Raw genomic sequence first — 23443 nt, 5'->3', positions numbered from 1 at the left:
CACTCAAGTAGTTCCGGCACGTATTGCTCCCAATGACCGAAGCCACCCCTACTCCGGGCATCCATCACGTCACATGCATCGCGAGCGATCCCCAGCAGAACATGGACTTTTGGGTCGAAACGCTCGGGCTCAGGCTCGTCAAGCGCTCGATCAACCAGGACGACCCCAGTACGTACCACTTCTTCTTCGCCGACGCCGCGGGGAACCCCGGGACGAGCATGACGTTCTTCCCGTGGGAGGACCACGCACAGGGGAAGGTCGGCTCTGGACAGGTCTCACGCACCGCGTTCCGCGTTCCCGAGGGAAGCCTCGACTACTGGGAGGACCGCTTCGACGAGTACGGCGTCGACTACGACGACCGTGTCGAGCGGTTCGGCGAGACCGTCCTCCCGTTTCGCGACCCGGACGGGCTCCCGGTCGAACTGGTCGAAGTCGGGATTCCCGACGACGACCCGACCGAGCCGTGGACGGAGTTCGTTCCCGAAGACGCCGCCATCCGTGGCTTCCACTCGGTGACGCTCTGGCTCGCTGACCCCGAACCGACGGAGGACCTGCTCCAGAAGATGGGCTTCGAGGAAGTCGGCACCGAGCAGGCACAGGGCGATACGCCCGGCGACGAGCGGACCCGCTACGCCGCGACGGGGTCTGTCGGGAAGTACGTCGACGTGTTGCCGACTATCGAGGGCGGCCGGCAGGGCCACGGCACGGTCCACCACGTCGCCTTCCAGACGCCAACCGACGAGGACCAGCAGTCGATGCGTGAGGCCGTTCGCGGTGCGGGACTGCGCCCCACATCACAGATCGACCGCCACTGGTTCCGGTCGGTCTACTTCCGGGAGTTCGGCGGCGTGCTGTTCGAACTCGCCACGAGCGGCCCCGGGTACGACAGCGACGAACCGCTTGATGACCTCGGTGGCCGGCTGGTGCTGCCCGGGAAGTTCGAGGGCCGACGCGAGGAAATCGAAGCGGGGCTCACGGACGTGACGATTCCCCGGCCAGCGGCCGCCGAAGCCGACGACTAACACCGACGAACCGACCGGTATACGCCTCATTCTTCCTGTTAGCCTGTGAGTAAATATGAGTGTCCGGACTGTCCCACGTTATATGTCCACAGAGGGGCAGGAGTACGTTATCGCGCCGTGGGGTGAGAGCGAGTGTGAGACGACCGATATCACGGTCGATCTGCCGTCCCGGGAGCTCGCGGCCCAGCTGGAAGTCCCGACGAGCGTGCTAGACCGCATGGCACAGCTCGGCGACGAGCACGACATCCCGGTGACGCAGGCGCTCGGGGAGCGGCTGGAAATCAACCGAGCACGGGTGTCGCTCTGTGCCGCGAAGTCGGTTGACGACGTGGCCGCGGTCCAGCAGCATCTCACGGACGCCCGCGAGCACCTGTCAGGCGTCGAAGCGCTCGATACGGCTGATCTCGAAGCTGACATCGAACACCTCTGGACCAACGAACTCGGCGGCGCGTAACCTCGTCCATGGGGCGAGTAATTGAAACTGAAGTGGCTATTTGTGACCGTAGATGCCCGATAAACCGGTTTATTGATAACGCCGAATAATTGGTAATGAAGTGGGAATCGGAGCACTGCCCAGTACGTGGGTGGAACCTGCCACCCATTTCAACGGGTTAGAATACCGTTTTCAGCGCCGTTCCCAATTCTTTACCGTTGGCTTGGAGTTTACAGTAAGTTTAATTCACTGAGTGTCTCACCTGCGTCCGTGGTATTATCATGAACGATGATAGACGACTGTGGTTCGTCGCTGCAGTGTCGCTACTCCTGATATTCAGCGGGAGCGGGCTCGCATGGACAGTACAAACAGACGCCGGTTCCGTCGAGGTTCGCGACGTGAAGTTCTCCGGGACCAACGGGACGATGATGAGCGGGACGCTGTACATCCCTGAGGAGGCGAGCAGCGCTTCCCCACAGCCGGGGGTGTTAGCCGTCCACGGCTACATCAACTCGAAGGAGACGCAGTCGCCGTTCGCTATCGAGTACGCAAGGCGAGGTTTCGTGGTTCTCGCTATCGACCAGACCGGCCACGGCTACTCGGACCCGCCAGCGTTCAAAAACGGCTACGGTGGCCCCGACAGCCTCGAATATCTCCGGTCGCTGGACTACGTCGATAACGAAAACATCGGGCTCGAAGGCCACTCGATGGGTGGCTGGACTGTCATCACGGCGGCCGCGGCCCATCCGGACGGGTACGAGTCGATGGTCATCGAGGGGTCATCGACTGGGTCGAACCGTGCCCCCGAAGGTACTGACTCGTTCCCACGGAACCTCGCCGTCGTGTTCAGCGAGTACGACGAGTTCGCCCCGTTGATGTGGGGGACGGCGAGTGCGTCCGACGTTGAGCAGAGCGACAAACTCCAGACGGTGTTCGGCACGGACAGCGCCGTCGAGGAGGGGCGTACCTACGGCAGTGTCGAGGACGGGACCGCACGGCAACTGTACACCCCGGCAACCACTCACCCCGGCGACCACTTCTCGACCGCAGCCATCGGCGCGTCCATCGAGTGGCTCCAGCTAACGCTCGAAGGCGAAGACGAGATGGACCCGAGCAACCAGGTCTGGTACTGGAAATCGCTCGGGACCTTTGTTGCCCTCATCGGCGGCGTGCTGTCGCTGTTCCCGGTCGGCGGCCTGCTCATCGACCGGGCACCGACCGACAGGCTCCGACGGGAGTACCCCGACGGGAAGGGGATGACCGGCGCGAAACGCTACGGGGCGTCGCTGCTCGCCGCCGCGATTCCGATTGTGACGTACTTCCCGTTGCAAGACGTTGCACCGGCGATTATCGGCCTCAGTTGGCTGTTCCCACAGCAGATCAACAACGGCGTGATCGTCTGGGCGCTGGGGAACGCGGTCATCACCGCGGTGCTGTTCGCGGTGTGGCACTACACGACTAACGCGGACGACCCCTCGGTGTCGCTGGCGAGCTACGGCCTCGATACGGGCGACGGCGCGCGGACAGTCGGCGTCTCGGTCCTGGCCGGTGTCGTTACCGTCGGTGTGCTGTATCTGCTGGAAGCCGTCGTGGCGTTCCTGTTCCAGACGGACTTCCGCATCTGGGTGTTCGCCATCAAACTCCTGTCCCCGGCGCAGTTCCGGATCAGCTTCTCGTATCTCTTGCCGCTGTTTGCCTTCTTCGTCGTCCTCGGTGCGCTCCTGCACGGTCAGCTCCGTCCCGAGGGCGAGTCCCGGTCGCTCCGCCGCGCGATGGCGACGAACTGGCTCATCGTCGTCGGTGGGTTCGTCGTACTGCTGGCGGTTCAGTACATCCCACTGCTGACTGGCCAGCCCCTGCCGCTTGGCCACCCGCTGCTGACAATCCTGGCGCTGCAGTTCGTCGCCCTGCTCAGCATCGTGGCTTTCGTCAGCACCTACTTCTTCAGGAAGACGGGTCGGGTCTGGGTCGGCGCGACGATCAACGCCGTCCTCGTGACGTGGGTCATCGTCGCCGGGACGGCGACGCAGTTCCCCGTCTAGATCCGACGGTTCACTCTCTTCTCGTTGCTGTCGGCGAGCCGTGTTCCGGCCGTGATGACCACAGCCGAAACCCGGCGGTAACTCAGTCGTCGCTCATGACGCCCTCCGCGACGGCCATGTCCTCGACCGTGGGGTCGTCCTCGGACCGCCGGAGGACGAACCGCTTGCGGATCAGGTCGGCCGCGTAGATGGCCGTCCCGAGGATGATGAGCGTGTCACCAGGGAGCCGCGCCCAGAACAGCGTCTGGACGAGCGGCTGGTTGTAGAACGCCACGCTCCGGGCCGCGGCGTAGCTCCCGGTGAACGCCGCCTCCAGCTGGAGGAAGCCCACGGGCAGGACAGAGACGAACACCATCAGTGCGAGGCCGACGTTCCAGCACCAGAACGCCGCCCGGAGCCAGGAGCCGTCCCAGCGGCCGGGCTTGATGGCGAGCTGGAGCATGTAGGTGACCATCCCCAGCGCGAGGAAGCCGAACGCCCCGAACATCGCGGCGTGGGCGTGGCCGACCGTGAGGTAGGTGCCGTGCTCGTAGTAGTTGATGAGCGGGAGGTTGATGAAGAACCCGAGCACGCCGGCACCGACGAAGTTCCAGACCCCGCTGGCGATGATGAACATGAACGGGAGCTTGTAGGGGAACCCACCGGTTTCCGACATCGCCCGGTACTGGCCCAGCGCCTCGTAGAGGATGAACACCAGCGGGAGCAGCTCAAGCGTCGAGAATACGCTCCCGATGGGGACCCACATGTCGGGCATGCCGACCCACCAGTAGTGGTGGGAGACGCCGATGACGCCCGTACTCATCACCAGCAGCGCCTGGAGCATGACCGCCTTCTCGGCGCTGCGGCGGCTGAGCAGGTTCATCGACACCAGCGTCAGCCCGATGATGGCGACGATGAAGAACTCGAAGGCCCCTTCGACCCACATGTGGACGACCCACCAGCGCCAGAACTCCGTGACGGCGATGTTGGTCTCCGGGGTGAAGAAGAACCCGGCGGTAAACAGCAGTGCAATCGAGCCGCCGGCGTACAGAATCATGTGGGCGAGGCCGAACACCGGCTCTCGGTCTAGCAGCGGTTTCAGGCCCCGAATCGAGAGGACGGCCCACAGGCCGAAGCCGACGAGCAGTCCGACCTGCCAGACCTTCCCGACTTCGAGGTACTCTAGCCCTTCGTTGCCGAACAGCCACCAGAGGTCGCCGAAGTAGCCGTGCGACCCGAGCCAGATGCCGCCGAGGCCGCCGACGGTGACGACGACGATGGCTCCGAGCAGCACGTTGATGTACGTCGACTGGCGTTTGGGCTCGTGGCCGGTCAACAGCGGCGGCAGGAACAGCCCGGCACCGAGCCACGTCGCGGCGATCCAGAGAATGCCCAGGTCGATGTGCCAGGTCTTCGCCATCGCAAACGGCAGAATCTGGAGGATATGGACACCGAAGATTTCCTCGATGCCGAAGAACCCTGCCCGTTCGATGTAGAAGTGGGCGAGTAATCCACCGAGTAACACCTGCGCGAGGAACAGCCCGGCGGCGACCGGGATGAACCGCAGGGCGGCCCGCTGGCTGGGGAAGATGCTCACGTCGCCCGGCTCGGGAACCGAGAGGTCGCCGGCGGACGGTTCCGGGAGGCTGACGGACTGGTACAGCCAGATGCCGCCACCGGCGGCGGCGACGAGCAGGACCATTGCGATGACGCTCCAGGTCATCGCCGCGCCGGTCGCGTCGTTACCGGCGGCCGGCTCGTAGGGCCAGTCGTTCGTGTAGGAGTGTTCGCCGCCAGGTCGGTCGGTGTGGGAGAACCACGCCGTCCACATGGCGAAGTCGGCGAACTGTCGGGCGTCGGCTTCGGAGTCGATCATCCCCTCAGGGACGCCCCGTTCGTGGCTGCCCTCGTGGTACCGCTCGACGTACTCCTGACGGACCTGCTCGTGGGCGTACAGCTCTGCGGCGGAGTACTCGATGTTCCCGCCCTCGTACTCCCCACTGAGGTCCTGTTTCACGTCGTCATCGACGGCAGCCTGTTCGGCCGTCGACAGCGAGTCGTACTCGGTCCCGTAGCGCTCCTCGGCGTAGTACGTCCGCATGTGCTGGGTTTTCAACTCCAGCGAGTCGGCGGTGTAGTCCGCGCCGTAGTACGCGCCGTTCCCGAGAATCGACCCGTGGTTCATCAGCCCGTTCTTCTGGAACGCCTTCTTCCCGTCGCGGATGTCCTCACCCGTGACAAGCGTCTCGCCGTCGGGTCCGACAACCTGCTCCGGGATGGGTGGCGCTTCCTGATACGCGATCCACGCGCCAGCCCCCATGACGACGAGGTTGAAGACGAACGCGGCGGCGATCACCTTCGCGATCGTTTTGCGTTTGAGTTCCATGTGGTTGGAACTCCAGTATCCCAAAATAAGAAGGGGGTAAGACGTTCTCAGTCGCTGGCGACGGGCGGGAACATGTTCGCCCTGATAGGGACCAGTGATGTCCCTTCACCGGATTTGGTGTGGTACGTGGCGGGGTATCACAAGGCAGATTACGACCTGTCCCTCCCACTCTGGTATGCGCCGTCGCCACCTCCTCCAGACGCTCGGGGCGTCAGCACTGGTCGGGAGCGCGGGCTGTACCGGGCAGTCGGACGACACGACACCGGCTTTCGAAGTGTCGAGCCCCGCGTTCAGTTCCGGGGACGAGCTTCCGGCCCGGTTCACCTGTGACGGCGATGGCGTTTCGCCACCGTTCGTCATCGAGCGCGTCCCGGAGCCGACGGCAGCGCTCGCTGTCACAGCCGAGTACGACGGCGGCGTGTTTAGCCAGCCGGTGTTCTGGACGCTGTGGAACGTCCCGCCAGAGACGGACCGGATTCCGGCCGGCCTCCCTCGCGAGCCGACCCTCGACGCGCTCGGCGGCGCTCGACAGGGAACACAGCCCCCCAACGAGCCGGGGTACGAACCGCCGTGTCCGCCGGCCGGCCAGCCGTACGAACACCGGTTTCAGGTGTTCGCTCTCGACGAAATGCTTTCCATCGAGGGTGGGACAGAGCAGGAACAGGCGTCAGAGGCCATCGCGAACGCGCTCATCGCAAGCGCCCGCATCACTGTTGATTACACCCACCCGGTTGCGACCGACAGCTAACGGGTGGTATCGGAGACAACCGGGCCAGCGCACCGTCTGAACGACTGCTCATCTGATGTTGTCTTCTGGTTGTACGGCTCCTGAGTGGCACGGCTCGCTGTGACTGACCGTCTCGTCGCGCGTGGTGCGTCGTTACTTATGGCAATGTTTCACAATACCATTAAACCTATATACTGATGTGATATACCATAGCATGTATGGCGTCCGCACCGAGTAGTGACGATATGTTCGACGAGTTCCTCTCCCAGCGTGGCCACGACGTGGACCAGAGCGGTTGGGAAGAGAGCTATAACAAGAAGCAGTGCCCTGATTGCGGCGGTCTTCACGAGTCGACAGCGGCACAGTGCTCGGTGTGTGGCTGGACACCGGTACGGTAAGGATACTCCCTTTTCATCCCTTCCGCCTTCATCCGGTAGCGGTGGTACTGACCCGTAGAACCGACAGTTCGCTCTCTGTCGGGACGAGCTTCGCTACGTCTCGTGTCTGGACAGCAACAGCTCAGGCAGTCGGGACTGTATCACGTTGCGCAGAAAGGAAGTGGGGAGTCTTTGTGTGGCCAGCCGACGGTTGGGGGGTGGTGTGTCGGCGAGCCGACCGGTTCGTAGCCGACGATTGGGGGGTCGTGTATCGGCAGACTGACCGGTTTGTGGTGGTTACAGCGCATCGAGCGACGCGTGGAGGAACAGCCCGAGCGCGAGATGTTGGGACGCGGACGTTGCGATCTGCTCTTTCGCAGCCGCATCGTCCGCGATTCCGTACTGTTTCGTCTGGACGAGTTCGTGCATTTGGAGCGTGCCATCCGCTTCTAACTCGTGTAGCCGGGGGTACACTGTCCCCGGACTCAGTTCGGCACCGAACTGGGCTTCCAGTTCCTCCATCAGTCCGGTCCCGTGGGTGCCACCATCGGCGACTGCGATCATCGCCAGTAGGATCTCTTCCAAACTCTGTGTGACCAGGCCGTCATCGACCGCGGTCTCGCCGTCGACGACGTCGTCAATGACCGGGTCCAACGACTCCGTGATGGCGTCACGACTGGGTGGGTCATGCGATTCCGGGCGCTCTGTATCGCCGAGAGGGGTCACTCGCTCATCGGCGTTCTGGCCCTGCATCTTGCCCGTCGTCACGCGACGGAGGTTGTCTCCGGACATCGTCTCACCTGAACGCAATCCGCAGTGGGAGCTACAGGGGCTATCATCATATAAACGGGGCAGTGTTTTCTGAACGTGAAACCACCACAGTGCTCGAAAACGCTTATATAATATGACGCGAATCTTGGTGTAGTGGCTGAGGAACAGAGCATCGAGGAGATTCTCGATACAATCGGTGACCAGCACGCGCGCCGTGTGCTCGCCGCAATCAGTCGTGAACCGCAGTCGGCGAAGGAACTCGCGGAGGAGTGCGACCTCTCGCTGCCGACGGTGTATCGACGTATCGAACTGCTCGACGAGTACGACCTCGTCACCGACCGAACGCTCGTCGCCGAGGACGGAAACCACTACAAGGTGTACGAGTCCAACTTCGAGTCGACGGTCATTTCGCTCGAAGACGAGGAGTACAAAGTGCGCATCTATCGGGAGGAGAACCTCCCGGACCGGTTCAGTCAGCTCTGGGACGAGCTGAACCCGGAATGAATTCACTCTCCAGCGGAGGCGTGACTGCATGACGACCGGCGTGGCTATCGCACGCGGCGTGCTCATCCTGATGCGGATGGTGGTGTTCGGGCTGACGCTCGGGATCACCCTGATTAGCTTCCAGGCCTACCGGAAACGCCCGTCAGAACGACTACAGTATGCGTTCGTTGGCTTTGCGTTCATCAGTATGGGTGTCGCTATATCCAGTGTCATCACGCAACTGAGCGCCGGCGAGACCGGTGCCATCGTTCGCGTGTTCTTCCAGATGGCGGAGACGATTCCGTTCATCATCGGGTTCGCGATGCTGTACGTGTCGCTGTACCGATGAGAAATCCGTTCGGGTGCGCCTGTTAGTTGTCGTCCCCGTAAAGCACGTTGTTTATTTGGCCGCGGTCCCACTACATGTTCAATGACTGATTCGACCACCGAGGTTGTCCGCCTGTTCGGTGGGCCCGGTAGCGGGAAGACGACGGCGCTGCTCGACCGCGTCGACGAACTGCTGGAAGACGACGACGTCGATTTCCGTGACGTACTGGTTGTCTCGTACACGCGTGCGGCGGCCGCCGAGATCCGTGAGCGACTCGCGGACCGACTCGGCCTGTCCCCTCGTGCCCTTCGCGGGAACGTCTGTACGATGCACGCGAAGGCGTACGAACTGCTGAACCTCTCCCGCGGCGACGTCGTCGGCGAGGACGACAAGGAGGCCTTCTGCGAGGAGTTCGGCATCGACTACGAGGACGAGTACGAGGGCTCGCGCCGTCGCTCGGCCCGCTCGACCACCCTCGGGAACAAGATCATCGCGACGAGCCAGTGGCTCCAGCGGACCCGCCGCGACGTGGCCGACTGGTACGACGTGCCCTTCAAGTGGGACGACGAGGAAGTCCGACTCCCGCCGGAGATCGACGACAACGCCCAGACCGGCAACAAGTACACGCCGACGTGGCCGACCGACGACGACCGTGTGGACGTGCCCGCCGCCATCCGCGGCTGGCGCACCTACAAGGGCGAAAACGACTTGACGGGCTTCGCCGACATGCTCGAACGGGTCGCCCAGCGCTCGCTGCTCCCCAACGTCGACTACCTCATCATCGACGAGTTTCAGGACATCACGACGTTGCAGTACGACGTCTACGACGAGTGGAAACCCCACATGGAACGGGTGCTCATCGCTGGCGACGACGACCAGGTCGTCTACGCCTGGCAGGGCGCGGACCCGGACCTCCTGCTCGAAGAGGTCGTCACCCAGGACGAGGTGCTGCCCAACTCCTACCGGCTCCCCTCGCGCATCCTGAACGTCGTCAACCGCGAGGTCCGCCACATCGAGAAACGTCAGGAGAAAGACCTCAATCCGCGCAAGGAGGGCGGCCGCGTCGAGGCGGTCCAGAACCCTTCGATGTTCGACCTCTCCCGGAACGTCACGCGGACCATCGAGCAGTCCGATGAGACGGTGATGGTGCTGTTCCGGGCCCGCTACCAGATGTTCCAGTTCATCGACGAGTTCATCGACAACGGGATCCCCTTCTCCTGTCTCACCGACCAGCGGATGTGGACCGATCGGCTCACCCAGTACGTCAACGGGCTCGAAGCCGTCGAAGCCGACGAACCGCTCACGGTGCTGGAAGCGCGCCGGCTCGCCGATATGCTCGTCGACTCCGCCTTCGGCACGGGCGAACGTGACGACCTCTTCGACGCGCTCGAAGAGATCGACGAGTCCCACGAGGACGAAGACATCGCCGATATCGAGATCGACCCTGACGTCGTCCACGACCACGTTCCCTTCCTCCCCGACGCGGCCTCGGCGGGCGACATGCTCCGGAAGGTGACCAACTTCCAGGAGCGGACCGTCGACGCGTACTTCACCGGCGATTACACCGGGATGGACGCCGACCGGGTCCGCGTGGGGACGATCCACTCCGCCAAAGGTCGCGAGGCCGATCATGTGTTCGTCGCGACCGACCTCACCGAGAAAGTCGTCGAGCAGATGGCCGCGACTGTCGACCAGCAGGGTATCGAGGTACCCGGAATGGACGAGTTCACGAAACATACCAGTCCCGTCCCGACGCTGACCGACAACGAACGGCGCGTGTTCTACGTCGGGATGTCCCGGGCTCGCGAGCGACTCGTCCTGCTCGAGAACCTCGTCGACGGCGCGCCGACGCTCCCTATCGACGTCTTGCTGGAAAACGAGCCAAGCGACCGCTCCATCGAGCAACTGCTCGACGACGCCAGCGAGACCATCGCGGCCGACTGAAGCCGCCGATTTCCTTCCTCGTCGATGATTCCACCTTCCAGGTAGTACCTCGTCTCGTCGCGCTCGACGTGGCGTTCGAGCGCGTGTTCGAGGAAAGCCCGTCCAGAAGGCCGAGGAATCGCGGGCCGAAACGGTCGAGGAACACGACCACATGGCGGCGGTGGACAGAGTCACCTCGGACCGCTGGCGCGACGAGAGTTAGTCGTCGTCGCTACTGTTCGGTGGCTTCCCGCCGGGGAGCGCACTCCGCGCCCGCCCGGCGATTGCACCGGGGATGTCTGTCGGAGAGGGAGCGACCCACTCGATAATCAGTAAGGCGGCGGCTAACCCGAGAAAGACCGCACCGATCGCCGTCTGGCCGCGGGCGAGGTTGTCGACGCCGAGAAGGGTGACCCGCGCGGCGAGTACGACCGCGACCATCAGCTCGATTGTCCCGATGAGTCCCCGTGCCATCGGCCGTCGTAGGCGGTGACTAAACAAAAACGTCGCGCCTGTGTGACGACGGCGGTCCCACCTGTGTCGTGGGCCACACGTTCAAGTCGCTCCCGGCTGAACGTCGTCGGTATGCAGATCGGCATCGTCTCGGACACGCACGACAACGCCGCGCAGGTCGAAGCCGCAGTGGAGACGTTCTCGGAGGCGGACTGTGAGACGGTCGTCCACTGCGGCGACTTCGTCGCCCCCTTCTCGGTGACGCCGTTCGACGGCGACTGGTCGTTTTACGCCGTTCGTGGCAACAACGACGGCGAGTGGGCAGTCCAGTCTACCGTCGAGGAGTTCGGTACGTACTTCGGCGAGATGGGCGAGCTGAGAATCGATGGAAACACCATCGCGGTGTATCACGGGACCAGCGGGGAGATCGTCGACGCGCTGGTCGACTGTGGGACCTACGACTACGTTTTCCACGGGCACACGCACGAACGCGGTTACGAGGAGCGCGGGGGCACGGAACGAATCAACCCCGGCGGCATCTCGATTCCGCCGGCCTCCGAGCCGTTCTCGGTTGCGACGCTGTCGACGGACACCGGCGAAGTCGAGTTCCACGAACTGGGGTGAGAATCAGTCGTCGGCGTGACTGTCGACGCGCTGTGGACTGCCGTCGTGTTCGACGAGGCCGCGCCCGACACCGAGGGCTTCGTCGGTCCGTCGGATGCTCTTCTCGGCGCTTGCGGTCCGCTCCGAGAGCGCGCGAACGGCGTCGATGTTCTCCGGCACGACATCGGCTTCCTGGTGAATCGCCTGAAACAGGTAGAGGTCCCGCCCTTGGACTGTGATTGATTCGGCCCAGATACAGTTCTCCCACACGTCACCGCGCGGGCGACCGGCATCACGGGTGTACTCTTTGAGTTTCCCTGCACCGTCGATACCCAGCGTCTTCGGGATGAGGAACAGTCGCGATTCGTCGGTCAGTAGCGACGTGACTTCCTCTGTCGTTGGTTCGCTTTCCAGCGTGACGTTGACGCTGTGGGTGTGCATCTGCGTTGTCGGGACCTTCATCCCCATCGTGTCGATGTCGAGGTCGGGAAAAATCGTCTGGACGTCAGGACCGTGGTGGGAGGGGATTTCGACGGGGTCGGGGAGTGTGTCGTTGATGGGGCCACGACCGGTCTGGCCCGGGTCGGCACCGCGCCGGACCAGTGTCACGCGCGATTTCTCGACGCCGTATGATTCCTTGAGCGGCGCGAGAAGGCGTGAAAGTCCAGTCGTATTGCAGGAGACGACGCGGGCCGTGTCAGCCCCGACTGCGTTCTCGTAGTTGGCGCGAGCGTTGAAGCTCACGTCTGCCACATCGGCGTCCTCCCCACCCTGGAAGATGGCTGGCGTATCGTGCTCGGCGTACAGCGGCGCGTTGGCCGCGCCGACGCCACTTGGCGTGGTGTCGACGACCACGTCGCTCGTTTCAATGAGGTCATGGACCGTACCGGCCGTCGCGAGATCGGCTTCATCGAACGGTTCGCGGCCGTCCGCGGCGTAGAGGTCGTAGCCGCGGTCGTCTGCGATAGTTGCCTCGAAGTTCGGCGAGCGCTTTGCGACGCCCGCAACTGTCATATCTGGCTGGACACGCACCGCGTCAGCGACGCGTTTCCCGATGGTGCCGAAGCCGTTGATGCCCACGTGGAGCATACACGTCCATATCTCCGGGGAGAGTATATTCTTTGTGATTAATATACGGAGAAATTAACTCACATAGTTGTACCTCTGGCGATTGTGAGCTTTGACCACATTCCTCTGAAAACACTGAGACGTAGCGCGTTTCGACGCCCTGCGCCGACAGTCCATCAAGAGTTATTCAGTCGGAGTACGCAATCAGTTGTATGGACAACTCGTCGCTTCGCGCGCCCGCCGAGACCGCTGTCAAACAGTGCCTGAACCTCCAGCCCGACGAGTCATGCGCCGTCGTTACTGACGACCAGCGGAAATCAATCGGCGAGGCGCTGTATCGCGTCGCCGCGGAGATTACCGATAACGCCGTTTTCGTACGCTACCCGCCGGGCGAACAACACGGTTCGGAACCGCCTGCGCCGGTCGCTGGCGCGATGGAAACTGCCGATGTCGTGCTCGCGCCGACGACCAAGAGCCTGAGCCACACAGAAGCCCGGACCGACGCCAATGAGGCCGGCGCTCGCGTTGCAACCTTGCCCGGTATCAGCGAGGGCGTGTTTCTGATGGGATTAGACGCCGACTACCACCGCATCGAACAGCACTGCAAGGACGTGCTGGCGCAGGTCGAGGACGCCGATGAAATCCGAGTCACGTCGCCCCAGGGGACCGATATCACGTTCGGCATCGGTGCGCGCGAGTGGCACATGGACACCGGTATCGTCCACGAGGCTGGCGAGATGTCGAACCTCCCTGCCGGCGAGGTGTTCCTCGCTCCGGAGACTGCCGACGGCACGTTCGTCGTCGACGGGACGATGCGTCCCCACGGCAAACTCGACGGCAAGCGTCTCACCTTTGAGGTCGAAGACGGCTACGTCACGGATATCGACGACCCCGATATCCGCGCACAGGTCGAGGAGGCTGCCGAGGAGGTCGGCCGGGACGCCTACAACCTCGCCGAGCTCGGCATCGGCACGAACGTCGCCGTGACCGAACTCGTCGGCTCCGTCCTCCTAGACGAGAAGGCCGGCGGGACGGTCCACATCGCTATCGGCGACGACCACGCGATGGGCGGCGACGTGCACGCGCCGATCCATCTGGACGGGATTTTGACGGAACCGACCGTGTATGCGGACGGCGAGGAAGTGGAACTTCCTCGCGTCGAGTGAGCGGCGAGAACGGACTCCCACAAAGACCCGTGAATAGCGGACGCTGACTGACAGCCAACCGCCGCTATCAGTCTACGTATTCTGCTTTCAACGCGTACGCGACCATGACAACCGTCCAGACGAGCGACCCGACGAGGACGATGTCGAACGGGACCGAATAGCCGAGGTTCCACGCGAGCACGAGCCCGTGTATCCCACTCATGAACGCCATCGTTGCGACGGTGATGGTGGCTGCCACCCGCGGCACGTCCGGCGGGTCGTAACGGAACGCCAATTTCAGCACAATGAGTGTTGCGAGCATCAGCGCCGGCATGAGAACGACACCGACCGGCTTCGAGACGTAGTTATCGGGCGTGCCCGACGCGGAGAAGTGAATCGCGACCTCTGCGGGGAGGCGCGACCAGACCGCCACGCCGGCCAGGGCTGTCAGGGCGATGATGGCACCGCTTGCGATGTCAGTACGGCTCTGTCGGCGCGCCATACCCGTTGTTTCGTCCCGCCGCTCAAGAAGGTCGGCGTGACTGTGCGAGTGAGAACCACGAGCAGCGCCGTGGCGACGACCATTTACGGGAGCGTAGTCAACGACTGCATATGACAGACGCTACACCGGGCGACCGCATCGCCCTCCCGTGTCCGGCCTGTTCGCCGGACCTGGAAACGGTTCACGAGGTGCTGAAGCCGGGCGGCCATGTGACGGTTCGCTGTACGGACTGCGACCACGTCCACAAGGAACAATTGCCGGAGGAAGAGACGCTGAAGCGAAGCGTCGTTGTCTCACAGGACGGGGACTCCTTTACCGCCGAGGTCGACGTCCCAGCAGAGGAAGAACTGTCCGTCGGCGAGGAGTTCCTGCTGGAGACAGAAGAAGCAGTTGTGACGGCGCGGATCACCAGTCTGGAGACCGCGGACGGCCGCGAGGACGAGGCGGCCGCCGAGGACGTCGAGACTATCTGGTCGCGGGCGGTCGGGAACGTCTCGGTCAACGTCACGATGCATCCAAAGGACGGCACTCACGACGAGACCGAGAGCTTCAAGCTCCACGTCCCCGGCGACTACGAGTTCGTCGTCGGCGAGACCGAGGAGTTCGGCGAGGAGGAATTCACCGTCGAGGGGATTCACGTCCGCGACGACGCACACGGCTACGACCACGAGAACATGGACCACGACGGCGACATGGGTATCGCGAAAGACATCAACCGACTGTACGTCAGGGACGAGTCGACCACGGCGTGGTCGGCGTGGTAGGATGGCCGACTGGGGCCGAAAACGGTCGCGGCTGGCCGACCGCCTTCGCGAGCGTGTCTCCGACGAGGCCGTTCTCGCGGCGATAGCGTCGGTTCCCCGCCACCGGTTCGTTCCGGACGACAAGCGACACGACGCCTACGCCGACCGCCCGCTCCCGATCGGGTCAGGTCAGACGGTTTCTGCGCCGCACATGGTTGCAATCATGTCCGAGTTACTGGACCTGTCCCCGGGGGATCAGGTGTTAGAGGTCGGTACGGGGTGTGGGTACCACGCCGCGGTGACCGCCGAACTGGTCGGCCCCGAGAACGTCTACAGCGTGGAGTACCACGCATCGCTGGCCGACGAAGCACGGGAAACGCTGGAAGCGACCGGCTACGGCGACGTTTCCGTTCGCGCCGACGACGGCAAGGAGGGGTGGCCCGACCACGCCCCCTACGATCGGACGTATCTCACATGTGCCGCGCCGGAGTTCCCCGCCCCGCTCGTCGACCAGACCCGCACCGGTGGTCTCTTGCTGGCTCCAATCGGTGACGGGCGACAGCGTCTCATCCGCGCGGAGAAACAGGCCGACGGCACGCTCGATAGCGAGGACCACGGCGGCGTTCGATTCGTCCCGCTCCAGTAGGGTCTTTCGACAGACGCCGCCGTTGTCGCGCCATTGATATAGCTCTGGTCGAATATACTGGTATGGACCCAGCGGTACTGCGGGACGACATGGTCGACAGCCTGCAACACGAGAGCAAGGGTGTTGTCCGGAGCGCGTGGCTGTCGGCAGCGATGCGTGCCGTCCCCCGGGAGGCCTTCGTCGGCGAGCAACAGGCCTACTCCGACCGCCCGTTCGAGCGCCTCGGCACGCGCGTGCTCTCGCCCAGTACCGCCGGTCGAGTGCTCGAAACCCTGTCACCCGAAGAAGACGACGACGTGCTCGTGGTCGGTGCCGGTGTCGGCTACACGGCCGCGGTGCTTGCAGAACACGTCGGTGCGGCCAACGTTCACGCGATAGATATCACGCGGCGGCTCGTCATCGAAGCCCGGCAGAACCTGGCAGAAGCAGGCTACGACGCCGTCCTCGTTGATCGCCGCGACGGCGCTGCCGGGCTACCCGAATACGCGCCGTACGACCGCATCCTTCTGGAAGCCGCCGCAATCGACCCGCCGCGGGCGCTCCTCCAGCAACTGACCGATGACGGTCGACTGGTGATGCCGCTCGGAACCGGTGAACAGTCCCTCGCTGTCGTGGAGGCCGACGGCTCGGTCGAACGACACGGCACCGTCGCGTTCCAGCCGATGCTCGTCGAGGGCGAGCAGGCCGACACCGTCGAGCGCAACCGGACCCATCGTGAAGACCGCGAGCGCGCCCGGCGGGCGGCCCAGTCCCGCGCCGGCTGGGAGCAGGAGTGGATCGACTGGGACGGCTAGGGCGACTCGACGACGAGCAGGTCGGTGTTCGAGCGGGCGTCCTCGTAGTTGCTCCCCGCTGGTGGTTTCACCTCGAACGTGACCGTGCCGTCCTGTTGATTCGGTCCGAGCGACGGCGACAGTGAGAGGGTCGCGTTCCCTGCACTCCCTGTCTCGCCAGTCTTGACCGACGAGAGCGTTGCAGTCCCGCTTTTCGCGACCACCGTCGCGCCGGAGACGGGCGACCCCTTCGAGTCGACGACAGTGACAACTACGTCCTGTGTCCCCGGATTAGCCACTTCGGGGTGTGGTTCAACATCGACCTCGGTTACTTGTAGCGTCTCGATTCCGGAGATGGTGCTCATCATCACGGAGAGGCAGGCGACGCCGACCACCAGCGCGATGACCAGGCGGATCGGCAGTCCCTCGATGGCACGTTCGTCGCGCCACAACGAATCTGACATGTGCTGGGGTGGCCCCGGGTTCGTACTTGAATCCCCGGACGAACGTTCAAATATCAGAGCGGAGCAACCGCCGGCATGGTCGTTATCGGACGTGAGGGGGCGACGGGGGCGACGGCGCGGCTGGGTCACTATCGGGCCCGCGACGGGAGCCGCGGCGCTGCGGTCGACCTCGATGTCGACCGGCCACACGTCGGTCTCGTCGTCGGCAAACGCGGGTCGGGGAAGACATACACGCTCGGCGTCCTCGCCGAGGGCCTGCTGGCTGCCGAGGGGGTCGCGCCGGTCGTCGTCGACCCGATGGGGGCGTTCACGCCACTTAGCGCCGCGGACGTGTCTGCCACGGTGGTCGACCCCAGCGTTCGCGCGGACGCGCTCGACCCGCGCCAGTGGTGTACGGTGCTCGGCCTCGACCCCGAACGGGGCGCGGGCGCGCTCGTGTGGCGAGCGGCGAGCGAGCGTGCGACGCTTGGCGGGATGCGTTCGTGGGTGGCCGATGCCGATGTGGCGGCGAGCACCGCCCGCGCGGCGACGAACCATCTCGCGCTCGCCGCGTCCTGGGGCGTCTTCGAGCCTTCGGGTATCGAGGTGGAGACGCTGTGCAGCGACGGCCTGACCGTGCTCGATATGTCGGAATTCGCTTCCCGACCGGCCGGTGCGGTCCTCGCCGCTGTCGCGACCGCGCTGTACGATGCCCGGGTGACTGACCGGACGGACCGACTGCCCTGGCTGCTGGTCGACGAAGCCCACGCGTTCACCGACGGCGTCGCCCGGCGTCCGCTCCGTCGGTTCGTCACCCGGGGCCGCCAGCCCGGCGTGAGTTGTGTGCTCGCGACACAGCGACCTAGCGCTGTGCCACCGACGACCGTCTCACAGACGGACCTGCTCGTCGCCCACCGACTGACGAGTACGGCAGACATCGACGCGCTACAGGCGGCCCAGCCGACGTATCTCGACGGCGATTTCACGGCTCGACTGCCAGAGACGACCGGCGACGCGCTCGTCGTCGACGACGATACTGAATCCGTTCATCATGTAACGGTCCGCGATCGGCGGACGCCCCACGGCGGCGAGACGCCGCGAGCCAGCGATCTCAAAGCAGACAGGGAGCACGAAGCTCGTACAGGGGGTTCTGAAATCTGATGGTCCGGCACGAATCACACGATCTGTACGACGCCCCAGGCCAATCCGATCCCGGCCAGCGCACAGGCGAGGTTGGCGACGGCGTTGAGTACGGCCAGCGCCACGTAGCCGTCCTCCCATAGCCGCACCGTCCCGACCGAAAACGAGGAAAACGTCGTGAACGAGCCACACGCGCCGACACCGACCAGCAGCGCTGCATCGCCGGTGACGCCAGCAAACGTCAGCAGTCCGAGGACGAAGCTCCCGATGACGTTCACCGTGAGCGTCCCGAGCGGGAACGTCTCTCGCTGGACAGCCCCCGCCAGGTAGTGACGACAGAGCGCGCCGATAGCGCCGCCGGTCCCGACCAGATGCGCCGGCTCGATAGCGACCATCAGCGGCCACCTCCGGCGAACAGCCGGACGGCCTCACGGCCGACGAGGACACCGGCAAACCCCAGAGCGTAGCTGCCGACGATGTTCGCGACAGCCCACTCGGGCGTTAACACCGTCTCCACTGCGAACGTGCTGTAGGTGGTAAACGACGAGATGAAGCCGGTCGACGCGGCCAGTTTCGTCTCGCTGGCCAGCGCACCGACCTGCAGCCCTTCGTACACGAGCACGCCGAGCGCGAAACTGCCGCAGACGTTGACCAGCAGTGTCCCCTGTAACCCCGGAACAAAGAGGCCGACGAAGTACCGGAGGTTCGAGCCGGCGAAGCCCCCCAGACCCACAAGGACGATAGTTTCGACCGTCACCAGTGGGTGGGTGTCTGCCATCTTCACTCCCCAAGTATCTCCGCTAGCCGCGCTTCACCGAGCGTGTCGACGAGCTGTGCGAGTTCGATAACCCGTTCTTCGCCGAGCGCGTCGACGAGTTCACGGATCTCTGCCGGGTCGAACGTTCGGGCGACGTAGCCGAGGTTCTCCACCATCCGCGTCGTCCGGTCTAGTGTCTCTTCGTCGGGTCGTAGCGTTAGCGGCCGGTTCGTGAACTTGCCGTTTTCGTTGAAGTAGCAGAACCGTAACTCGGCGGTGTCGCTGTCATCCGGATCGACGATCTGCAAGACACCGTACCCACTGTCCCACTCGTCCAGTTCGACCTCGAGCAGCGTTTCGTAACGGGTCATACGACCTGCTTCCGATCACGCCGACTTATAGGTTGGCATCTGAAGAGACTCACAAGCGGTTAAGATTGCTATCCACAATAAAACAGTAGTATAAGAGAGAAAAACCTCCTCTCCCTCCCGTCAATCCTTCTGTATCGGAATAATATTGGTACAGGTGTTATTCCGGAATCGACTGTCAGTCTGTGCGCTGTCTGCCGTGTCTCATCGCCGTCGAGTCTGGCGTGTCCGCCCGCACTCGGGGCGCCAAGTGTGTAATTTGGTTTTCGGCAATGAAATTATTTTTATATCCGCTCCGACTACAGCAGACCAATGCCAGAATCAAAGCAAGGATCTAGTGTCGCCCATTTTGATGTCACCAATATCGGTGGGATCGACGAGACATCAGTCGATATTCCACCGGGTGTGACGGTGCTGACGGGAAAGAACGCCACAAACCGGACGTCGTTTCTGCAGTCTATTATGGCGGCAATGGGGAGTACGCAGGCCACGCTGAAAGGCGACGCCGACGAGGGGAGCGTTGCCCTCACGTATGGGGATGAGGTGTACGAACGGACGCTCACGCGGGCGGGGGATGCTGTTCAGTTTGACGGCGACGGCTACCTCGACGACCCCGAGGTCGCCGACCTGTTCGCGTTCCTCCTCGAAACCAACGAGGCGCGCCGGTCCGTGGCTCGTGGCGACGATCTCCGCGAGATCATCATGCGGCCGGTCGATATCGACGCGATCCGTTCGGAAGTCGAACAGCTGGAAGCGGAGAAAGGCGACATCAACGACGAACTCGCCACGGTTGAATCCCGCCAGCGCGACCTTCCGGACCTCGAACAGCGCCGGACCGAACTCCGCGAGCAGATCGAGGAGAAGCGCGAGGAACTGGCCGAGCGCGAGGAGGAGATCGACAACAGCAGCCGGGACATCGAGGAGAGCCGTCAGGAACAGGACGTCCTCGAAGAGAAACTCGACGAACTCCGCTCGACGCGGTCGGACCTCGAATCCGTCCGGCGGGACATCGAGGCACAGGAGGAGAGCATCTCCTCGCTGAAACGCGAACGGTCCGACCTCGAAGACGAACTGGACGAACTGCCGGAGACGCCGATGGGCGACCAGCAGCACCTCGAAGACGAGATCGCAAGCCTGCGCGACCAGCGCCAGCGGCTGAACAGCGAGATCTCCGACCTTCAGAGCCTCATCCAGTACAACGAGGAACGGCTCGAAGAGGAAGACTACGACGTCATTCAGTCACTCGAAGACGCGCCCGAAGGCTCCGACGGCGCGGTGACGGAGCAACTCCTCGAAGGCGAAGACGAGGAATCCGTCGTCTGCTGGACGTGTGGCTCGACGGTCGACCGCGAGCAGATAGAAGACACCGTCGACCGCCTGCAGGACCTCCGCCGGGGGAAGGTCGAGGACCTCAACGACATCAAGTCGGAACTCGACGATCTCAAGACCGACCAGCGCGAGGCGGAAAAGAAGCAGCGCCGTCGCGAGAACGTCGAGCGGAAGATACAGGAGACCGAAACGGAGATCGAACGCCGCGAGGAGCAGATCACTTCGCTGAAGGAGCGACGCGAGGAACTGACTGACGACGTCGAGTCGCTGGAAGACGAGGTCGACAACCTCGAATCCGAGGACTTTGACGAGATCCTCTCACTACACCGGGAGGCAAACCAGCTCGAGTTCGAGATCGACAGCCTGGAATCCGACCTCGACGACGTATCAGCCGAAATCGAAGAGATCGAGGAGATGGTCAAGCGGGCCGACGACCTCCGCGAGGAACGCGACGCCCTCGTTGAGGAACTCACCGACAAGCGGACGAAAATCGACCAGATCGAGGCTAACGCTGTCGACGAGTTCAACGAGCACATGGACGCTATCCTCGGCATTCTGGAGTACGAGAACCTCGAACGCATCTGGATCGAACGCGTCGAGCAGACCGTCCGCGAGGGGCGCCAGAAGGTCGACCGAACGGTGTTCGAACTCCACATCGTCCGGACCACCGAGAACGGCGCGGCTTACGAGGACACCATCGAGCACCTTAGCGAGAGCGAGCGCGAAGTGACCGGGCTCATCTTCGCTCTCGCGGGCTATCTGGTGCACGACCTCCACGAGAGCGTTCCGTTCATGCTGCTCGACTCGCTGGAGGCCATCGATTCGGCGCGGATCGCCGAACTCGTCGAGTACTTCGCCGACTACGCCGAGCATCTCGTCGTCGCCCTCTTGCCGGAGGACGCGCAGGCGCTGGACGACGACTTCAACCGCATCACCTCGATCTAACCCCGTAGTCTTTTAGTTCCGGTTACCGTACGTGGGAACAACAGATGGCGAATACGACAGACGGCCGGCCGTCGAGCAAAGTCGCTCGGCTCATCGACGAGTACGAACTCGATGGACTCGGTGCGGAGATGGAGGCCCGCTGGACGGGCGACGGTGAAGAGCGCATGAGCCTCCGTGACCTCGCGGAGTTTTTCAACAAGCGCCTCCTCGAACGCGAGTTGGTCGATGCGGGCCTGAGTGCCCTCGAAAGCGACGTGGAATCGACCTACGAGAACCTCACCGGTGACGACATCAGCACAGGTGTCAGGACCGACACCGTCAATCGACTCGAACGCAACGGCGTCGACGTCGATGGTCTCGAAACCGATTTCATCACCTACCAGGCTATCCGGTCGTATCTGAAGGAGTGGCGCGGCGCGGAGTACCAGGGACTGTCCGACGACGAGAAGATCGAAAAGGACCTCGAGAGCATTCAGCGGCTACTGACCCGAACGCTGTCGGTCACCGACCAGCGCATCGAGAAACTACGCGATACGGGCCGCATTGACATCGAGGACTTCGAGGTGTTTCTGGACGCGCAGGTGCTGTGCCAGTCGTGTGGCAGCCAGTACGCCGTCGCGGAGTTCTTCGAGCAGGGCGGTTGTGAGTGCCAGCAAGACTGAGTTACCACTCTACGTCTTCCCTGACTGTCGGGATAGACTCAACGATTCGAAAACGTCGAAACGATCGACAGAGTTTGTGAAACACAACAAAGTAAAATATACGGTAGCTACGGGTAGTCGCAGAACCAGAATCGTACTACTGTTCCGGAACCCCGACTGCGAAACTGCCTACTGGCTCACATAGGGCTGAAGGCGTCGGGGGCCATCGGAACGGACATGGACCCAGCCGAGCTCCGAGCGTCGATTCCGGCACTCGAACGGTGTACGTACTTCAACACGGGGGCAAGCGGGCCGACGCCGCGCCCCGTAGTCGACGCTGCGACGGCGTTTCTCGAACGCCACGCCTTCGATGCACCTGCCGGCGACGGCCCTTACACGGTTGCGTGGGACGCTATCGCGGCGGCCCGCGAGGTCGTCGCCGGCCACATCGGAACCGAGGCCGCCAACGTCGCGTTCACTCGCAGTACCGCCGATGGGGTCAACATGGTTGCAGGGGCTATCGACTGGCAGCCCGGCGACGTAGTGGTCCGGACCGACCTCGAACACCCCGCCGGAACGCTCCCGTGGGACCGGCTGGCCGACACCCACGATATCGAGGTCCGCGTACTGGAAACCGAGGGTGGTCGGCTCGACATGGCTGACGTAAAAGACGCCGTGGCCGACGCCAGACTGGTGGCGCTGAGTTCGCTCACTTGGACACACGGGACCAGACTTCCGGTCGGGGACGTCGTCGACGTGGTCCACGACGCCGGCGCACAGGTGCTCGTCGACGCCGTCCAGTCCGTCGGGCAACACCCCGTCGACGTGACCGAGTGGGGCGCGGATTTCGTGGCCGCAGCGGGGCACAAGTGGTTGCTTGGTATCTGGGGCGGCGGGTTCCTCTACGTCGACCCCGACGCCTACGACCGACTGCGCCAGACTCGCATCGGCTACCGGAGCGTCGAGAATCCCACTGGGGACGGATATGAATACTACGAGGGTGCGCGCCGGTTCGAGGTCGGCACCACCTCGCCGGTCCCGTACGTTGCGCTCGCGAACGCTATCGAGACGGTCGAGGGGGTTGGATTCGATACGATCCAGCCCCGTGTCGAACGCCTGACTGACCGGCTTAAGGACGGCCTCGACGACCGACTGTTGAGCCCCCGCGACTACGAGTCGGGACTCGTGACGTTCACTGCCGACGACCCCGAGGCGACCGTCGAGCGACTCGCGGCCGAGGGTGTCATTATCAGGTCACTCTCCCACCCCGAGGCGCTTCGGGCGTCGGTCCATGCGTTCAACACGGCTGACGATGTCGACCGCTTGCTCGACGCGCTGTAGTTCTCTCAACGCATCCCGCCTCGACTGTGGCTCTCACTGGCCCGGACTTTATTGCCCCGGCCAGCCGTTCACGCC

The 23443-nt window shown here is 63.5% G+C and carries 26 protein-coding genes; 17 read left to right on the top strand and 9 right to left on the bottom strand.

Annotated features, from left to right (window positions below):
• Window positions 1–32: 32 nt before the first annotated feature.
• The 3 genes from SG26_RS06210 to SG26_RS06200 all read left to right on the top strand — a co-directional run bounded on the left by SG26_RS06210 (window position 33) and on the right by SG26_RS06200 (window position 3497).
• Window positions 33–1022: a ring-cleaving dioxygenase gene (locus tag SG26_RS06210; protein ID WP_050037125.1), complete on the top strand. Its 990-nt coding sequence runs from the start codon at window positions 33–35 to the stop codon at window positions 1020–1022.
• An 82-nt stretch (window positions 1023–1104) separates the two neighbouring features.
• Window positions 1105–1476: a hypothetical protein gene (locus tag SG26_RS06205; protein ID WP_050007460.1), complete on the top strand. Its 372-nt coding sequence runs from the start codon at window positions 1105–1107 to the stop codon at window positions 1474–1476.
• A gap of 260 nt (window positions 1477–1736) precedes the next feature.
• Window positions 1737–3497: an alpha/beta fold hydrolase gene (locus SG26_RS06200; RefSeq protein WP_014041395.1), complete on the top strand. Its 1761-nt coding sequence runs from the start codon at window positions 1737–1739 to the stop codon at window positions 3495–3497.
• A gap of 82 nt (window positions 3498–3579) precedes the next feature.
• Here the strand turns inward: SG26_RS06200 and SG26_RS06195 are convergent, their stop codons facing one another.
• The gene (locus tag SG26_RS06195) at window positions 3580–5862 is read right to left on the bottom strand and encodes a nitric-oxide reductase large subunit (protein ID WP_014041394.1); all 2283 of its coding nucleotides are present in this window, start codon (window positions 5860–5862) and stop codon (window positions 3580–3582) included.
• A 175-nt stretch (window positions 5863–6037) separates the two neighbouring features.
• Here SG26_RS06195 and SG26_RS06190 point away from each other — a divergent pair, with 175 nt between their 5' ends.
• Both SG26_RS06190 and SG26_RS06185 read left to right on the top strand, forming a co-directional pair.
• A complete protein-coding gene (locus SG26_RS06190) occupies window positions 6038–6610 on the top strand; it encodes a YbhB/YbcL family Raf kinase inhibitor-like protein (RefSeq protein WP_014041393.1) in 573 nt (190 codons plus the stop codon).
• Window positions 6611–6807: 197 nt separating this feature from the next.
• Entirely contained in the window at window positions 6808–6987 is a 180-nt protein-coding gene (locus SG26_RS06185; RefSeq protein WP_004515335.1) for an HVO_0416 family zinc finger protein, read from the top strand.
• A gap of 276 nt (window positions 6988–7263) precedes the next feature.
• Here SG26_RS06185 and SG26_RS06180 read toward each other — a convergent pair whose 3' ends face one another.
• Complete coding sequence (locus tag SG26_RS06180; protein ID WP_050037124.1) at window positions 7264–7758, bottom strand: PadR family transcriptional regulator; 495 nt, start codon at window positions 7756–7758, stop codon at window positions 7264–7266.
• Window positions 7759–7890: 132 nt separating this feature from the next.
• Between SG26_RS06180 and SG26_RS06175 the strand changes: the two genes are divergently transcribed.
• The 3 genes from SG26_RS06175 (at window position 7891) to SG26_RS06165 (ending at window position 10492) form a co-directional block, all read left to right on the top strand.
• Window positions 7891–8241: a helix-turn-helix domain-containing protein gene (locus tag SG26_RS06175; RefSeq protein WP_004515333.1), complete on the top strand. Its 351-nt coding sequence runs from the start codon at window positions 7891–7893 to the stop codon at window positions 8239–8241.
• A gap of 28 nt (window positions 8242–8269) precedes the next feature.
• Window positions 8270–8569, top strand: a complete 300-nt coding sequence (locus tag SG26_RS06170) for a hypothetical protein (protein ID WP_014041391.1) — start codon at window positions 8270–8272, stop codon at window positions 8567–8569.
• Between the two features lie 81 nt (window positions 8570–8650).
• Window positions 8651–10492 (top strand): UvrD-helicase domain-containing protein, encoded by a 1842-nt coding sequence (locus SG26_RS06165; protein WP_014041390.1) that lies wholly within the window; start codon window positions 8651–8653, stop codon window positions 10490–10492.
• 198 nt (window positions 10493–10690) lie between these two features.
• Here the strand turns inward: SG26_RS06165 and SG26_RS06160 are convergent, their stop codons facing one another.
• Window positions 10691–10945 (bottom strand): hypothetical protein, encoded by a 255-nt coding sequence (locus tag SG26_RS06160; protein ID WP_050007461.1) that lies wholly within the window; start codon window positions 10943–10945, stop codon window positions 10691–10693.
• A 111-nt stretch (window positions 10946–11056) separates the two neighbouring features.
• Here SG26_RS06160 and SG26_RS06155 point away from each other — a divergent pair, with 111 nt between their 5' ends.
• A complete protein-coding gene (locus SG26_RS06155; protein ID WP_050037123.1) occupies window positions 11057–11548 on the top strand; it encodes a metallophosphoesterase in 492 nt (163 codons plus the stop codon).
• A 3-nt stretch (window positions 11549–11551) separates the two neighbouring features.
• Here SG26_RS06155 and SG26_RS06150 read toward each other — a convergent pair whose 3' ends face one another.
• Entirely contained in the window at window positions 11552–12616 is a 1065-nt protein-coding gene (locus tag SG26_RS06150; RefSeq protein WP_008307747.1) for a type II glyceraldehyde-3-phosphate dehydrogenase, read from the bottom strand.
• Between the two features lie 191 nt (window positions 12617–12807).
• On the opposite strand from SG26_RS06150, the gene SG26_RS06145 reads away from it, so the two are divergent.
• Window positions 12808–13761 carry an aminopeptidase gene (locus tag SG26_RS06145; protein WP_014041387.1) on the top strand — a complete coding sequence of 318 codons (954 nt, stop codon included), beginning with the start codon at window positions 12808–12810 and terminating at the stop codon, window positions 13759–13761.
• Between the two features lie 67 nt (window positions 13762–13828).
• On the opposite strand, the gene SG26_RS06140 is transcribed toward SG26_RS06145, so the two are convergent.
• Entirely contained in the window at window positions 13829–14242 is a 414-nt protein-coding gene (locus tag SG26_RS06140; RefSeq protein ID WP_014041386.1) for a DUF1648 domain-containing protein, read from the bottom strand.
• Window positions 14243–14352: 110 nt separating this feature from the next.
• On the opposite strand from SG26_RS06140, the gene SG26_RS06135 reads away from it, so the two are divergent.
• The 3 genes from SG26_RS06135 to SG26_RS06125 all read left to right on the top strand — a co-directional run bounded on the left by SG26_RS06135 (window position 14353) and on the right by SG26_RS06125 (window position 16425).
• Window positions 14353–15006, top strand: coding sequence for an HVO_0476 family zinc finger protein (locus tag SG26_RS06135; protein WP_008307750.1), 654 nt, complete (start codon window positions 14353–14355; stop codon window positions 15004–15006).
• Window position 15007: 1 nt separating this feature from the next.
• Window positions 15008–15631 (top strand): protein-L-isoaspartate(D-aspartate) O-methyltransferase, encoded by a 624-nt coding sequence (locus SG26_RS06130; RefSeq protein ID WP_014041385.1) that lies wholly within the window; start codon window positions 15008–15010, stop codon window positions 15629–15631.
• A gap of 62 nt (window positions 15632–15693) precedes the next feature.
• Window positions 15694–16425 (top strand): protein-L-isoaspartate O-methyltransferase, encoded by a 732-nt coding sequence (locus SG26_RS06125; RefSeq protein WP_050007464.1) that lies wholly within the window; start codon window positions 15694–15696, stop codon window positions 16423–16425.
• On the opposite strand, the gene SG26_RS06120 is transcribed toward SG26_RS06125, so the two are convergent.
• Entirely contained in the window at window positions 16422–16868 is a 447-nt protein-coding gene (locus tag SG26_RS06120; RefSeq protein WP_008307753.1) for a hypothetical protein, read from the bottom strand. The genes SG26_RS06125 and SG26_RS06120 overlap by 4 nt on opposite strands.
• A 75-nt stretch (window positions 16869–16943) precedes the next feature.
• Between SG26_RS06120 and SG26_RS06115 the strand changes: the two genes are divergently transcribed.
• Complete coding sequence (locus tag SG26_RS06115; protein ID WP_050037122.1) at window positions 16944–18008, top strand: ATP-binding protein; 1065 nt, start codon at window positions 16944–16946, stop codon at window positions 18006–18008.
• Window positions 18009–18022: 14 nt separating this feature from the next.
• Here the strand turns inward: SG26_RS06115 and crcB are convergent, their stop codons facing one another.
• The 3 genes from crcB to SG26_RS06100 are packed head-to-tail and all read right to left on the bottom strand — an operon-like array spanning window position 18023 to window position 19115.
• A complete protein-coding gene (crcB, locus tag SG26_RS06110) occupies window positions 18023–18382 on the bottom strand; it encodes a fluoride efflux transporter CrcB (RefSeq protein WP_014041381.1) in 360 nt (119 codons plus the stop codon).
• Window positions 18382–18765 carry a CrcB family protein gene (locus SG26_RS06105; protein WP_023843421.1) on the bottom strand — a complete coding sequence of 128 codons (384 nt, stop codon included), beginning with the start codon at window positions 18763–18765 and terminating at the stop codon, window positions 18382–18384. Before SG26_RS06105 ends, crcB begins: the two co-directional genes overlap by 1 nt.
• A 2-nt stretch (window positions 18766–18767) precedes the next feature.
• On the bottom strand, window positions 18768–19115 hold the full coding sequence (locus tag SG26_RS06100; RefSeq protein ID WP_008307758.1) for a hypothetical protein: 348 nt from the start codon (window positions 19113–19115) through the stop codon (window positions 18768–18770).
• Window positions 19116–19424: 309 nt separating this feature from the next.
• On the opposite strand from SG26_RS06100, the gene SG26_RS06095 reads away from it, so the two are divergent.
• The 3 genes from SG26_RS06095 to SG26_RS06085 all read left to right on the top strand — a co-directional run bounded on the left by SG26_RS06095 (window position 19425) and on the right by SG26_RS06085 (window position 23368).
• Window positions 19425–21386: an archaea-specific SMC-related protein gene (locus SG26_RS06095; protein ID WP_050007466.1), complete on the top strand. Its 1962-nt coding sequence runs from the start codon at window positions 19425–19427 to the stop codon at window positions 21384–21386.
• 44 nt (window positions 21387–21430) lie between these two features.
• Window positions 21431–22048, top strand: a complete 618-nt coding sequence (gene rdfA, locus SG26_RS06090; RefSeq protein ID WP_008307760.1) for a rod-determining factor RdfA — start codon at window positions 21431–21433, stop codon at window positions 22046–22048.
• 216 nt (window positions 22049–22264) lie between these two features.
• Window positions 22265–23368 carry an aminotransferase class V-fold PLP-dependent enzyme gene (locus SG26_RS06085; RefSeq protein WP_050037121.1) on the top strand — a complete coding sequence of 368 codons (1104 nt, stop codon included), beginning with the start codon at window positions 22265–22267 and terminating at the stop codon, window positions 23366–23368.
• The last annotated feature ends 75 nt before the right edge of the window (window positions 23369–23443 follow it).

This window comes from Haloarcula sp. CBA1115 (assembly GCF_000827835.1).
Taxonomy (GTDB): Archaea; Halobacteriota; Halobacteria; order Halobacteriales; family Haloarculaceae; genus Haloarcula; species Haloarcula hispanica.
This window is presented reverse-complemented; position numbering and strand designations above follow the sequence as displayed.